The sequence below is a fragment of the Streptomyces sp. NPDC098101 genome, assembly GCF_044760185.1.
Classification (GTDB): Bacteria; Actinomycetota; Actinomycetes; order Streptomycetales; family Streptomycetaceae; genus Streptomyces.
The window spans coordinates 524,469-538,126 of the sequence record NZ_JBIWAS010000002.1 but is presented as its reverse complement, the minus strand read 5'-3'; the positions used below and the strand labels follow the sequence as shown (position 1 = coordinate 538,126).

General features: G+C 72.6%; 13 protein-coding genes. 4 read left to right on the top strand and 9 right to left on the bottom strand.

The window, feature by feature from the left end; translation table 11 throughout:
- Positions 1-68: 68 nt before the first annotated feature.
- The gene (gene leuA, locus ACIQVI_RS09435) at positions 69-1,832 is read right to left on the bottom strand and encodes a 2-isopropylmalate synthase (RefSeq protein ID WP_403593189.1); all 1,764 of its coding nucleotides are present in this window, start codon (positions 1,830-1,832) and stop codon (positions 69-71) included.
- A 295-nt stretch (positions 1,833-2,127) separates the two neighbouring features.
- On the opposite strand from leuA, the gene ACIQVI_RS09430 reads away from it, so the two are divergent.
- On the top strand, positions 2,128-3,180 hold the full coding sequence (locus tag ACIQVI_RS09430) for a M4 family metallopeptidase (protein WP_351970931.1): 1,053 nt from the start codon (positions 2,128-2,130) through the stop codon (positions 3,178-3,180).
- Between the two features lie 19 nt (positions 3,181-3,199).
- A complete protein-coding gene (locus ACIQVI_RS09425) occupies positions 3,200-3,469 on the top strand; it encodes a protealysin inhibitor emfourin (protein WP_403593186.1) in 270 nt (89 codons plus the stop codon).
- A gap of 14 nt (positions 3,470-3,483) precedes the next feature.
- Here ACIQVI_RS09425 and era read toward each other — a convergent pair whose 3' ends face one another.
- The 3 genes from era to ACIQVI_RS09410 form a co-directional block, all read right to left on the bottom strand.
- Positions 3,484-4,434 (bottom strand): GTPase Era, encoded by a 951-nt coding sequence (gene era / locus ACIQVI_RS09420; RefSeq protein ID WP_403593183.1) that lies wholly within the window; start codon positions 4,432-4,434, stop codon positions 3,484-3,486.
- 72 nt (positions 4,435-4,506) lie between these two features.
- Positions 4,507-4,869, bottom strand: coding sequence for a cytidine deaminase (locus tag ACIQVI_RS09415; RefSeq protein WP_121829442.1), 363 nt, complete (start codon positions 4,867-4,869; stop codon positions 4,507-4,509).
- A gap of 42 nt (positions 4,870-4,911) precedes the next feature.
- Complete coding sequence (locus ACIQVI_RS09410) at positions 4,912-5,730, bottom strand: helix-turn-helix transcriptional regulator (RefSeq protein ID WP_351970936.1); 819 nt, start codon at positions 5,728-5,730, stop codon at positions 4,912-4,914.
- Between the two features lie 206 nt (positions 5,731-5,936).
- Here ACIQVI_RS09410 and ACIQVI_RS09405 point away from each other — a divergent pair, with 206 nt between their 5' ends.
- Positions 5,937-7,322 carry an MFS transporter gene (locus ACIQVI_RS09405; RefSeq protein WP_351970934.1) on the top strand — a complete coding sequence of 462 codons (1,386 nt, stop codon included), beginning with the start codon at positions 5,937-5,939 and terminating at the stop codon, positions 7,320-7,322.
- Between the two features lie 22 nt (positions 7,323-7,344).
- Here ACIQVI_RS09405 and ACIQVI_RS09400 read toward each other — a convergent pair whose 3' ends face one another.
- The 5 genes from ACIQVI_RS09400 to ACIQVI_RS09380 all read right to left on the bottom strand — a co-directional run bounded on the left by ACIQVI_RS09400 (position 7,345) and on the right by ACIQVI_RS09380 (position 11,874).
- A complete protein-coding gene (locus ACIQVI_RS09400) occupies positions 7,345-7,698 on the bottom strand; it encodes an MmcQ/YjbR family DNA-binding protein (RefSeq protein ID WP_403593179.1) in 354 nt (117 codons plus the stop codon).
- A gap of 36 nt (positions 7,699-7,734) precedes the next feature.
- Positions 7,735-9,039, bottom strand: a complete 1,305-nt coding sequence (locus ACIQVI_RS09395) for a hemolysin family protein (protein WP_403593176.1) — start codon at positions 9,037-9,039, stop codon at positions 7,735-7,737.
- Positions 9,040-9,044: 5 nt separating this feature from the next.
- The gene (gene ybeY / locus ACIQVI_RS09390) at positions 9,045-9,542 is read right to left on the bottom strand and encodes an rRNA maturation RNase YbeY (protein ID WP_030211030.1); all 498 of its coding nucleotides are present in this window, start codon (positions 9,540-9,542) and stop codon (positions 9,045-9,047) included.
- 13 nt (positions 9,543-9,555) lie between these two features.
- Positions 9,556-10,602, bottom strand: coding sequence for a PhoH family protein (locus ACIQVI_RS09385; RefSeq protein ID WP_351974104.1), 1,047 nt, complete (start codon positions 10,600-10,602; stop codon positions 9,556-9,558).
- 153 nt (positions 10,603-10,755) lie between these two features.
- Positions 10,756-11,874 (bottom strand): carbohydrate kinase family protein, encoded by a 1,119-nt coding sequence (locus tag ACIQVI_RS09380; protein WP_351974105.1) that lies wholly within the window; start codon positions 11,872-11,874, stop codon positions 10,756-10,758.
- A gap of 259 nt (positions 11,875-12,133) precedes the next feature.
- Between ACIQVI_RS09380 and ACIQVI_RS09375 the strand changes: the two genes are divergently transcribed.
- Positions 12,134-13,465: an MFS transporter gene (locus tag ACIQVI_RS09375; RefSeq protein WP_403593171.1), complete on the top strand. Its 1,332-nt coding sequence runs from the start codon at positions 12,134-12,136 to the stop codon at positions 13,463-13,465.
- Positions 13,466-13,658: the final 193 nt, after the last annotated feature.

The window sequence follows — 13,658 nt, the reverse complement described above, 5'->3', positions numbered from 1 at the left end:
CCCCCGTTCGGGACGCGGCGCTGCCCCGCGCCCTCCGGGAGGGTGCGGGGCAGCGGGGTCGGGGCAGGTCAGCGGGCGGAGCGGTTGACCGCCGAGATGACCGCCTTCAGGGAGGCGCGGGTGGTGTTGGCGTCGATGCCGATGCCCCACAGGACCTTGCCGTCGATGGCGCACTCGATGTACGAGGCGGCCTGCGCGGAGGCGCCCTCGCTCATCGTGTGCTCCTGGTAGTCCAGCAGGCGGGCGTCCACGCCGACGGCCTGGAGCGCGGCGAAGAAGGCCGAGATCGGTCCGTTCCCGGAACCGGTCAGGACGGTGTCGACGCCGTCCACGACCGCCTCGACGGTCAGCGTGTCCGTGCCGTCGGTGTCGGAGGTGGTCTGGCCGGAGCGCAGCTGGATGCGCCCCCAGGCGTTGTCCGGGTTGGGCAGGTACTCGTCCTGGAAGACGGACCAGATCGCGGCCGGCGTGACCTCGCCGCCCTCGGAGTCGGTCTTCTGCTGGATGATCCGGGAGAACTCGATCTGCATCCGGCGGGGCAGGTCCAGCTTGTGGTCGTTCTTCAGGACGTACGCGATGCCGCCCTTGCCGGACTGCGAGTTGACCCGGATGACGGCCTCGTAGGAGCGGCCGACGTCCTTCGGGTCGATCGGCAGGTACGGGACCGCCCACTCGATGTCGTCCACGGTCTTGCCCCGGGCGGCCGCGTCGGCCTCCATGGCGTCGAAGCCCTTCTTGATGGCGTCCTGGTGGGAGCCGGAGAAGGCGGTGTAGACCAGGTCGCCCGCGTAGGGGTGGCGCGGGTGGACCTCCATCTGGTTGCAGTACTCGCTGGTGCGGCGGATCTCGTCGATCTGCGAGAAGTCGATCTGCGGATCGACGCCCTGGCTGAACAGGTTCATGCCCAGGGTCACCAGGTCGACGTTGCCGGTGCGCTCGCCCTGGCCGAACAGGCAGCCCTCGACGCGGTCGGCGCCGGCCATGACGGCCAGCTCGGCCGCCGCCACGGCCGTACCCCGGTCGTTGTGCGGGTGGGCGGACAGGCAGACGTACGCGCGGCGGGTCAGGTTCCGGGACATCCACTCGAACCGGTCCGCGTGCGTGGACGGCGTCGAACGCTCCACGGTGGCGGGCAGGTTGAGGATGATCTCGCGGCCCGGCCCCGGCTGCCAGACGTCGCAGACGGCCTCGCAGACCTCCAGGGCGAAGTCCAGCTCGGTGTCGGTGAAGATCTCGGGGCTGTACTGGTAGCCGAAGGTGGTCTCCGGGCCCAGCAGCTTCTCCGCGTACTCCATCACCAGGCGGGTGCCGTCCACGGCGATCTGCTTGATGTCCTCCTTCGAGCCCCGGAAGACGACCCGGCGGAAGGTGGGCGCGGTGGCGTTGTACAGGTGGACGGTGGCGCGCCTGGCGCCGACCAGGGACTCCACGGTCCGCTCGATCAGGTCCTCGCGGGCCTGGGTCAGGACGGAGATGGTGACGTCGTCCGGGATCGCGCCCTCTTCGATGATGGAGCGCACGAACGCGAAGTCGGTCTCGCCGGAGGACGGGAAGCCGACCTCGATCTCCTTGTAGCCCATGCGTACGAGCAGGTCGAACATCTCGCGCTTGCGGGCCGGGGACATCGGGTCGATCAGGGCCTGGTTGCCGTCGCGCAGGTCGGTGGACAGCCAGCGGGGCGCCTTGGTGATGCGCCGGTCGGGCCAGGTGCGGTCGGGGATCTCGACGGCCTCGTACCGGCCGTACTTGTGGATCGGCATCCCGGACGGCTTCTGCAGCGGCGTCTCGTTGGTGACGGGCGTGGGGCGGCCGATGAACGGGGACTGCGACATTGCGTAGGGCTCCTCGGGTCCAGCGGAGAGAAGGACGGCCGACTGTCGAACGCAACACCAGGTCCCGCGGGGAGGGGGTCGGCCTACGACTACAGGCCCTCGCCGCGGCAGCTAAGGAGAAGCAGCCCGAAACGCATGATGTGCCGCAGCTTAGCCCAGGGACGTGGAAGCGGACGTCCCGTTCCAGTATGCGGGACGCCCCGGGAATCAAACTCGAACAGTGACGGATCACTCCATTTCGCCAATCCTCGTCTCTCCTGGTGACAGTGCCATCACTCACTGCCACATTGCTGGAATGACCGCTCACACGCCCGTCTTCTGTTCGATCGTGCCGCCGCACCTCCTGGAGCACCTGGCGCACTCCTCCAACGCCGCCGTGGCCGCCACCGCCCGCCGGACCCTGGCCGCGGACGCCTCGGCCCGCACGTTCCGGGTGCTGCCGCTGCCCGGCTCCGCCCCGACGGTCGCCGCCCGCGACGCCGCCAAGCCCCACCGGACCGTCCACGACTGCCGGCAGGGCACCGACCTGCCGGGCGAGAAGGTCCGCTCCGAGGGCGAGGAGGCGACCGGCGACGCCTCCGTCAACCGCGCGTACGCGGGCCTCGGCGCCACCTTCGACCTCTTCCTGAACGCCTTCGGGCGCGACTCGATCGACGGCTCCGGGCTGCCGCTGCTCGCCTCCGTCCACTACGACCGGAACTACGGCAACGCCTTCTGGAACGGCGAGCAGATGGTGTTCGGGGACGGCGACGACGAGATCTTCCTCGACTTCACGCTGCCCGTGGACGTCATCGGCCACGAACTGGCCCACGGCTTCACCCAGTACACGGCGAACCTGGAGTACTTCAGCCAGTCCGGCGCCCTCAACGAGTCCGTCTCGGACGTCTTCGGCTCCCTCGTGAAGCAGTACGCGCTCGGGCAGAGCGCCGAGGCGGCGGACTGGCTCATCGGGGAGGGCCTCTTCCACCCGGACGTGGAGGGCAGGGCCCTGCGCTCCATGAAGGCGCCGGGCACCGCGTACGACGACGACGTCCTCGGCAAGGACCCGCAGCCCGCGCACATGGACGACTACGTCCGCACGGGCCGCGACAACGGCGGGGTGCACATCAACTCCGGCATCCCCAACCACGCCTTCTACCTGGCGGCGACCGAGCTGGGCGGCAACGCGTGGGAGCGGGCCGGGCAGATCTGGTACGACGTGATGACCGGCGGGACCCTCGCCCCCGAGACCCGGTTCGCCGAGTTCGCGGCGGCCACGGTGAAGGCGGCGAAGGACCGGTACGGCGACGGGGCCGAGATCCAGGCCGTACTGAAGTCCTGGGCGGCGGTGGGCGTGCCGACGGACTGAGCCGGGGTAGACAGGGCCCATGCGGATTCGAGTACGGCGCACGGGCGGTTTCGCGGGCATCGAGCGGTCGGCGGAGGTGGACACCTCGGGCCGCCCCGACGCCGGGGAGTGGACCGCCCTGGCGGGGGCGGTCCTCGCGGCGACCGGCGGCGACGGCGCCCGCTCCCGCGTCCCGGACGGCTTCTCGTACGAGATCACGGTCGACGGGCGCACGGTCCACTGCGGCGACCCCCACCTGACGGAAGCGCAGAGGACCCTCATCACGAGGGTCCTCAAGGAAGGCGCGTAGTTCTTCTACCGGCTCTAGAAGCCGAGCTTCCGCAGCTGCTTCGGGTCCCGCTGCCAGTCCTTCGCGACCTTGACGTGGAGGTCGAGGAAGACCGGGGTGCCGAGGAGGGCCTCGATGTGCTTGCGGGACTTCATGCCGACCTCCTTCAGGCGGCTGCCCTTGGGGCCGATGATGATGCCCTTCTGGCTGGGGCGCTCGATGTACACGTTGGCGTGGATGTCGAGCAGCGGCCGGTCCGCCGGGCGGTTCTCGCGGGGGATCATCTCCTCCACGACCACCGCGATGGAGTGCGGCAGCTCGTCCCGCACGCCTTCGAGCGCGGCCTCGCGGATCAGCTCCGCGACCATGACCTGCTCGGGCTCGTCCGTGAGGTCGCCCTCCGGGTAGAGCGGCGGGGACTCCGGGAGCAGCGGGATGAGCAGGTCCGCGACGAGCTGGACCTGCTTGTCGCCGACGGCCGAGACCGGGACGATCTGCTGCCATTCGAAGCCCAGCTCCTTGCCGAGCTGGTCGACGGCGATGAGCTGTTCGGCGAGGGTCTTGGAGTCGACCAGGTCGGTCTTGGTGACGATCGCGACCTTGGGGGTCTTCTTGATCTCCGCCAGTTCCTTGGCGATGAACCGGTCGCCGGGGCCGAGCTTCTGGTCGGCGGGCAGGCAGAAGCCGATCACGTCGACCTCGGCCCAGGTGGTGCGCACGACGTCGTTGAGCCGCTCGCCCAGGAGGGTGCGCGGCTTGTGGAGGCCGGGGGTGTCGACCAGGATCAGCTGCGCGTCCGGGCGGTGCACGATGCCCCGGACGGTGTGCCGGGTGGTCTGCGGCCGGTTCGAGGTGATGGCCACCTTCTGGCCGACCAGAGCGTTCGTGAGGGTGGACTTGCCCGCGTTGGGGCGGCCGACGAAGCAGGCGAAGCCGGCCCGGTGGACGGCTTCGGTTTCTTGGTTGCGAGCGCTCATGGGGGCCATTGTCCCCGATGAGCGCCCGCGTCACGCACCCAGAGCCCCCGGAGGCCCCGGGGAGGGCCCCGGCGGCGCGCCTCAGCCCGCCGTGACCGCCTGCCGCAGCCGGCCGTCCGGGCCCGCGAGCAGGACCGGGGTCTCCGGGCCGCCGAGGTCCCGCACGGCCGCGCGGTCCTCGTCCGAGGCCGTCTCGGCGGTCGTCACGACGGCCGCCGCCTCCAGGGACTCGGCGCCGCTGGCCACCGCCATCGCGACGGCGGTCCGCAGCGCGCTCAGCCGGAGCGAGTCGAGGGCCACGGTCCCGGCCACGTACGTCCGGCCGGTCTCGTCGCGGACGGCCGCGCCCTCGGCCACGCCGTTGCGGGCCCGTGCGCTCCGGGCGAGGGTGATGATCTTGAGGTCCTCGGCGCCGAGGTCGCCGTGCTCGCTGCTGAGTGTCATGGACCGAGCATAGGCGGGGGCCCGCACGCCCCGGACGGGACCTCAGCCCGCCAGCGGGTACATCGCCCCGCGCCGGCCCTCCGGGGAGACCAGCCACTCCAGCTTCGCCGCCGTGTCGGCCTCCGGGAGCGGGGTGTGCATCACGATGACCAGGTCGGGACGGGCCGGGATGCGGAGCTGGGTCGCCTCGACGACCAGCGTGCCGACCAGCGGGTGCTCCATCTCCTTGCGGTGCTGGCCGCCCGGCAGGATGTCCCGCCGCTCCCACAGCTCCGCGAACTCCGCGCTCCGCTCCCCGGCCTCCTCGACCACCGCCCGGAAGCCCTCGTCGTCGGGGCACTCCGAGCAGGCCGAGCGGAACTGCGCGACCACCCGGGGCGCCAGCTCCTCCCAGTGGCTCATCCGGGAGCGGTACAGCGGGTCGGTGAAGAAGGCGATCAGGCAGTTCTGGGAGATGTCCGGCCGCATCCCGAGCACGATCGACGCCGCCTCGTTGTACAGGACCGTGTTCCAGTACGCGTCCATGATGTGCGCGGGGAACGGCATCCACGCGTCGATCAGCCGCCGCAGCCCCTGGCACATGTCCCGGTCCTCCGGGGCCGCCTCCGGGGCCGGCGGGTTCAGGCCCGCCAGGACGTACAGGTGGCGCCGCTCGGCCGGGCTGAGCCGCAGCACCCGCGCCACCGAGTCCAGGACCTGGGGCGAGACCGTGATGTCCCTGCCCTGCTCCAGCCACTGGTACCAGGAGACCCCGACGCCCGCGAGGACGGCGACCTCCTCGCGGCGCAGGCCCGGGGTGCGGCGGCGGCCGCCGTCCGGGAGGCCCGCCTCGGCCGGGCGGACCCGGGCCCGACGGCTCATCAGGAACTCGCGCAGTTCACCGAGGCGGCGCCGCTTCGCGTCGGTGCCCTCGGCAGCGGTGGTCACGTGTGCTTCCTCCCCCTGGACGCCTGGTGGTACGAGCGGCCGGACGCCCGGTGGTGCCCGGGTGCCCGTCGCCTGGTGGTGCGACCAACAGGATAAGTACCCGCTCCCCAGGCTTGTTCCCGCGCGCCGAGGGTGGGGCCATGACGACCCTGACCCCTTCCTCCGCCGCTCCCCCGGCCCTCGGCCGGCGCGACCGGCTCGTCCTCTTCGTGCTGTGCGCCGCCCAGTTCATGGTGGCGCTCGACTTCTCCGTCCTGAACGTGGCGCTGCCCGTCCTCGGCGCCGACCTCGGCCTCGACCGGTCGGCCCTCCAGTGGGCCGTGACCGCCTTCGCCCTGCCCTCCGGCGGCTTCCTGCTGCTCTTCGGGCGGATCGGCGACCTCTACGGGCGCAAGCGGCTCTTCCTCGCCGGGCTCGCCGTCTTCGGCGCCGCCTCGCTGCTCGCCGCCTTCGCCTGGAACCCGGCCGCCTTCCTCACCGGGCGGGCCCTCCAGGGCCTCGGCGCCGCCGCGATCGTGCCCACCGGCATGTCCCTCCTGACCACCACCTTCCCGGAGGGGCCGCTGCGGGACCGGGCGCTCGGCATCTCCGGCACCCTGCTCTCGCTGGGCTTCACCATCGGCATGGTGCTCGGCGGGGTCATGACCGACACCCTCGGCTGGCGCTCCACGATGGGCCTGCTCGCCGTCTTCACCCTGGTCGTGCTGCCGCTGGCGCCCGGCCTGCTGCCCGAGTCCCGCACCCCGGACCGGCCCCGGCTCGACGTGCCCGGCGCGGTCACCGTCACCGGCGGTCTGCTGGCCCTGATCTACGCCCTGACGACGGCGGCCGAGCACGGCTTCGGCGGCGCGGACGTGCGGATCGCCCTGGTGGCGGGCGTGCTGCTGCTCGCGGTCTTCGTGCGGGTCGAGTCCCGGCACCCGGCCCCGCTGGTCTCGCTGCCGATGCTGCGGCGGGGCACGATCGCCTTCGGCAACCTGGGCGGGCTCGTCACCTTCTCGATGATGTCGACCGTCATCTTCGTGCTGACCCTGTACCTCCAGGACACCCTGGGCCTCTCGGCCTTCGCGACCGGTCTGGTCTTCGGGGCGCAGGGCGCGCTCTCGGTCGTCGCCGGGACGTTCGCGCCGAAGCTGATCGGGCGGATCGGCGCCCGCCGCACCCTGGTGGCCTCGCTCGCCGGCCAGGGCCTCCTGACGGCCGCGCTGCTCGGCGTGTCCGAGGGCTCGGGCGCGGTCCTGGCGACGGTCGCGGTCTCGCTGGCCTCCATGTGCCACCTGGGCGCGATCATCTCGTACGGCCTGACCGTCACCTCCGGCGTGCCCGACGGGGAGCAGGGCCTGGCGACGGGACTCGTGACCACGACCCAGCAGGTCGGCCTCACGGTCGGGATCCCGCTGCTCGGGGTGCTCGCCACGACGGGCGGGGACCTGTACGGGGGCGTCCGCACGGTCCTCGCCCTGGACGCGGCGATCGTGCTCGGCACGGCGCTGCTCGTCGGCCTCGGCCTGCGGCGCCGGGCCTGAGGACCGGGGCGGCGGCCCCGGGTCAGGGGCGGTCGAGGCGGAGCCGTACCGCCTTCGGGAGACCGGCGACGACCAGGTCGTACGAGTCCTCGACCAGCTCCCGGACCGTCCGGTCCGGGAGCTGGTCGAGGGTCACGGTGTTCCAGTGCCGCTTGTTCATGTGGTAGCCGGGGGCGATCGCCGGGTGCTCCTCGCGGAGCCGTACGGCCTCGTCCGGGTCGCACTTGAGGTTGACCTTCAGCGGCTCGGAGTCGAGCGCCGAGAGCGCGAAGAGCTTTCCGGCGACCTTGAAGACGGAGGTCTCCGGGCCGAAGGGGAACTCCTCCGTGGCGTCGTTGAACTCCAGGCAGAGGGCACGCAGCTCGTCGGGGGTCACTCGGGCTCCTCGGGGGTCACTCGGGGTCGGCGGGGGTCACTCGGATTCCTTCTCCGCTCCGACCGGTTCCACCGGCTCCACGAGCACCGTGACGATCTTGTTCCGGCGGCCGGCCGGGGACTCGGCGGTCAGCCGGAGGGAGCGCCCGTCGGGCAGCTCCACCACGGACTTCGCGCCCGAGATCGGGACCCGGCCGAGGGCCTTGGCGAGGAGACCGCCGACGGTCTCCACGTCCTCGTCGTCGTACTCGTCGGGACCCAGGCCGTACAGCTCGCCGAGGTCCCCGATGTCGAGGCGGGCGGTGACCCGGTAGCGGTCCCCGCCGAGCTCCTGGACCGGCGGCAGCTCCCGGTCGTACTCGTCGGTGATCTCGCCGACGATCTCCTCCAGGATGTCCTCGATGGTGACGATCCCGGCCGTGCCGCCGTACTCGTCGACGACGACGGCCACGTGGTTGCGCTCCTGCTGCATCTCGCGCAGCAGGTCACCGGCGTTCTTGGTGTCCGGGACGAAGGTGGCGGGCCGCATCGCGGTCGACACCAGGTCGGACTCCGACTCCCGGTTGACGTGGGTCCGGCGGGCCAGGTCCTTCAGGTAGACGATGCCGACGATGTCGTCCTCGTTCTCCCCGGTGACCGGGATCCGGGAGAAGCCGGAGCGCAGCGCGAGGGTGAGGGCCTGGCGGACGGTCTTGTACCGCTCGATGCAGATCAGGTCGGTGCGGGGCACCATCACCTCGCGCACGAGGGTGTCGCCCAGCTCGAAGACGGAGTGCACCATGCGGCGCTCGTCGTCCTCGATCAGGGACTCCTGCTCGGCGAGGTCGACCAGGGCCCGCAGCTCGGCCTCGGAGGCGAAGGGGCCCTTGCGGAAGCCCTTGCCGGGGGTGAGCGCGTTGCCGATGAGGATCAGGAGCTGCGGGATCGGGCCCATGATCCGGGCGAGCGGCACCAGGACGTACGCGGCGGCGGTCGCCGTGTTCAGCGGGTGCTGGCGGCCGATGGTGCGCGGCGAGACGCCGACGGCCACGTACGAGACGAGGACCATGACGGCGATGGCGACGAGGAGCGCCTCCCAGGTCTCCGGGAAGGCCTCCAGGCAGGCGTACGTGACGAGGACGCCGGCCGCCATCTCGCAGGCGACGCGGACGAGCAGCGCCACGTTGAGGTAGCGGGTGGGGTCGGAGGCGACCTGGGCGAGCTTCTCGGCTCCGCGCCGCCCGGACCGTACGGCCTCGGCGGCGCGGAAGCTGGAGATCCGGGCGAGGCCCGCCTCGGCGCAGGCGGCCAGCCAGGCCACGACGACGAGCGCGACCGCCCCGAGGATCAGCGAGACGTCCATCGGGGTCAGGAGACGGTCGGCGCCGGCGAGGGGCCGGTGAGGCCCTTCTCCGCGCGCCAGCCGTCGACGATCGCCGCCTGGAGGCCGAACATCTCGGCCTTCTCGTCGGGCTCCTCGTGGTCGTACCCGAGGAGGTGCAGCACTCCGTGGACGGTGAGGAGCTGGAGCTCCTCGTCCATGGAGTGCTGCGTCGGCGCGTCCTTGCCCTGCTGGGTGGCGACCTCGGGGCAGAGCACGATGTCGCCGAGGAGCCCCTGCGGGGGCTCCGCGTCGTCCTTCGCCGGCGGACGCAGCTCGTCCATCGGGAAGGACATGACGTCCGTGGGGCCGGGCAGGTCCATCCACTGGATGTGGAGCTGCTCCATCGCCTCCGCGTCCACGACGATCACCGACAGCTCGGAGAGGGGGTGGATGCGCATCCGCGCGAGCGCGTAGCGGGCGATGTCGAGGATCGACTGCTCGTCGACCTCGGTGCCGGACTCGTTGTTGACGTCGATCGACATGGTGGTTCTGTGACTACTTCCCGTTGCGGCCGTTGCGGCTGTCGTACTGCTCGTACGCGTCGACGATACGGCCGACGAGCTTGTGCCGGACGACATCCTGCGACGTGAGCGTGGAGAAGTGGACGTCCTGGACCCCGTCGAGGATGTCGCGGACCTGCCGCAGACCGCTCTTCGTCCCGTTCGGCAGGTCGACCTGGGTGACGTCACCGGTGATGACGATCTTCGAGTCGAAGCCGAGGCGGGTGAGGAACATCTTCATCTGCTCGGGGTTCGTGTTCTGCGCCTCGTCCAGGATGATGAACGCGTCGTTCAGGGTGCGGCCCCGCATGTACGCCAGGGGCGCGACCTCGATCGTCCCGCTCGCCATGAGCTTGGGGATGGAGTCCGGGTCGAGCATGTCGTGCAGGGCGTCGTAGAGCGGGCGCAGGTACGGGTCGATCTTCTCGTAGAGCGTGCCCGGCAGGAAGCCGAGCCGCTCGCCCGCCTCGACGGCGGGTCTGGTCAGGATGATCCGGTTGACCTGCTTGGACTGCAGGGCCTGGACCGCCTTGGCCATGGCGAGATAGGTCTTGCCGGTGCCCGCGGGGCCGATGCCGAAGACGATCGTGTGCTTGTCGATGGCGTCGACGTACCGCTTCTGGTTGAGCGTCTTGGGACGGATCGTGCGTCCCCGGCTGGAGAGGATGTTCTGCGTGAGCACCTCGGCGGGAGTCTCCTCGCCGCCCTCCGCCGATCCGTTCTCGCTCGCCCTGAGCATGGCGATCGAGCGTTCCACTGCGTCCTCCGTCATCGGCTGACCGGTGCGGAGCACCAGCATCATCTCGTCGAACAGGCGCTGGATCAGGGCGACTTCCGCCGCGTCTCCGACCGCGCTGACCTGGTTGCCCCGGACGTGGATGTCGGCGCCCGGGAACGAGCGCTCGATCACGCGGAGCAGGGAGTCCCCGGAGCCGAGCAGGGTCACCATCGGGTGCTTGGCGGGGACGGTGAAGTGGGCGCGGGCCTGTCCGTGCGCCTCGTCGCGGGGCGCTCCGTCGTGGGCTGTGGGTGTGTGAGTCATGGGCCGGCACTGTGGCCTGCGCATACCTCCCGTCGCAGGGTTCTCGCTGCTCGACAACCTCCGGATCACCAAGCCTACGACTTGGCACCGACAAGGCCTAAGGGGTTTACGGAGAGCCGTTCGAGCGCGGCGCGTCCTTCCGGGCGGGGCGTCCTACGAGGCGGCCGCGCGGAAGCCGATCGTGGGGACCGCCCTGCGCAGCGGCCAGGGGCGGGCGGGGGCGGGCAGGAGGCGCTCCAGGAAGGCGTAGCGGCCGCGCAGGGCCTCGGGGTCCTGCCGGGCGTCGCCCTGCGCCCGCTGCCACCAGGCGGCGATCTCGTCCCAGGTGGGGGCGGAGAGGGAGCCGCCGAACTCCTGGACGGAGAGGGCGGCGGTGAGGCCCGCGAAGGCGAGCCGGTCGGCGAGCGGCCAGTCGGCGAGGGTGCCGGTGACGAAACCGGCGACGAAGACGTCCCCGGCGCCGGTCGGGTCGAGGGCGGAGACCTGGATGGCGGGGACCTCGGCGGTCTCGCCGGTGGCGCCGTCGACCGCGTAGGCGCCCTCGGCACCGAGGGTGACCACGGCGTAGCGGACCTTGTCGGCGAGGGCGCGGGCGGCGGCCCGGGGGCAGTCGGCGCGGGTGTAGCGCATCGCCTCGGCCGCGTTGGGCAGGAACGCCTCGCAGTGCTCCAGGTCGGGCAGGGCCGCCAGGTCCCAGCGGCCGGTGTCGTCCCAGCCGACGTCGGCGAAGACCTTGGCCCCGGCACGGGCGGCCTGGGCGACCCACTCCTCGGGGCGGCCGGGGGCGAGCGAGGCGACGGCCGCGCGCGCGTGCGGCGGATAGGCGGGCAGGGCGTCGTCGGGCGGCGGGGCCGCGTGGCCGTGGGAGACCATCGTGCGCTCACCCTCGTAGGCCATGGAGACGGTGACCGGGGAGTGCCAGCCGGGGACGGTGCGGGAGAAGGAGAGGTCGATGCCCTCGCCCTGCTCCAGGGCGTCCCAGCAGTACTCGCCGTAGTGGTCGTCGCCGAAGGCGGCGGCGAGGGAGGTGCGCAGGCCGAGGCGGGCGAGGGCGGTCGCCATGTTGGCGACGCCGCCGGGGCTGGAGCCCATGCCGCGGGCCCAGGACTCGGTGCCGCGGACGGGGGCGCTGTCGAGTCCGGTGAAGATGATGTCCAGGAAGACCGTGCCGGTCAGGAAGACGTCGCAGGCGGGATCGGTGGGCTCGCGCAGGCGCTCCAACGGGTCGATCTCGGCGTCGTGTTGCGGCTGCTCTCCCCTGGGTGTGGTCACGGCGGGCTCCCCGGTCGCGGTGCGGATCCGCCCAGTGTGCCCGATGGGGGGTGGGAGACGGGTGGGACGCACGAGGAGAACGGCCCTTTACCCGGAAACCGCCCCGCCAAACCAAGAGTGTCACGGATCACATCGCGTACCGGTGGAAACCGTCTTCTCCCACCCCGCGCCCGCTTGATACACATGGTCCCGCGACCCCGTGCCTCTCGCGCACCACCGGGCGCTCCACCCCCTCCCCTCCTTGTTCCTGGGAACGCCCATGTCGTCGCGGTCTCGCGGCGCGGGGGCCCTCGTCGCCCTCGTCGCACTCTTCACGGCCGGTTACCTGGCCCCGTACCTCCTGCCGACCGTCGTCGGACGGCTCTCCGCCGGGCTCGGCCTCACCCCCGCGCAGGCGGGTCTGGTCGGCTCCGTGCTGCTGCTCGGCTCCTCGTCCGCCGGTTTCGCGCTCGCCGCGCGCGGGGAGCGGATCGGGCCGCGCCGGGCGGCCCGCGCGGGCCTGCTCGCCATGCTCGTCGGATACGGCTCCGCCGCCGCGACCGGCACCGTGCCGCTGGTGGTCGCGGGCGCCGTCCTCGGCGGCCTCGGCTCGGGCACGGCGACGGCGGTGGCCGCCGCCGGGATCGCCGGGCGGCCGGACCCGCACCGGGCCTCGGCCCTCGGCCTGCTCTCCGTCTCGGCCACGGCCGGCGCGCTCTACCTGACGCTCCCCCACCTGGGCGGGGGCCACGCGCCGCCGCTGCTCGCGATCGCCTGCGCGGCGGCCCTGGTGTGGCCGGTGACGGGCCGTCTGCCGGGCGGTACGCGAGCGCGTGCGCGTACGGACGCGGTGACGGGCCCGCTGCCGTACCGGCGGGCGGGGGCCGTCCTCGCGGGCGGCATCCTGTGCTGGTCCCTCGCGCAGAACGCGCTGTGGGGCGTGAGCGGCCGCATCGGGCTCACCCAGGCCGGGCTCTCCGAGGTCACCGTCGGCGCGGTCTTCGCGGTGGCGCTCGGCGCGGGGCTCGCCGGGGTCACGGCGGCGGGGGCGCTCGGCTCGCGCCTGGGCCGCGCGGTGCCGATCGGGGCCGGCACGGTCCTCATCGCGGGCTGCGTGCTGCTCAGTTCGGCCGCCGGGGACCTGCTCTCCTTCGCGACCGGCGAGATCCTGTGGAACGCCGTCTACCCGGTCGTCCTGTCGTACCTCCTGGGCCTGGCCGCCTCCCTCGACCCGCGCGGCCGCTGGGCCGTCCTCGTCGGCTCGGCGTCCTCCCTCGGCGTGGCCTGCGGCCCGGTGACCGGCAGCCTCCTCTCCGAGGGCGTCGGCTATCCGGGCATGGGCGCGGTCCTCTGCGCCCTGCTCCTCCTGGTCGCCGCCCCCATGACGGCCGTGGCCCGCCACGTCTCCGGCCGCCCCCTGGTCCCCGGCTCGATCCGCCGCCGCGGGGGCGCGCCCGCGGCCGTCCTCGCCGGCACCGCCTCGGCCACGCCGTCCCTGGTCCCCCAGGTGGGGGCGCCGGAGCAGCCGGTGGCTTCGATCCGGGTGCCGGGCGCCCGCCGCCGGTTGACGAGGGCGGCGGTCGGGTTGGCGGGGGTGAGGGGGCGGGAGTAGGGGGGGTGGGGGGCGGGGGCCGCTGCGCGGGGCTTGTTCCCCACCCCGCCCCTTCCCGAAACCGGGGGCGAGCCCCCGGACCCCGTACGGCCTTCGGGCGTGTCCTCAAACGCCGGACGGGCTGAAAATCCAGCCCCGCCGGCGTTTGAGGCGCGGGGTCCGGGGCGGAGCCCCGGTTACGGGAAGGGGCGGG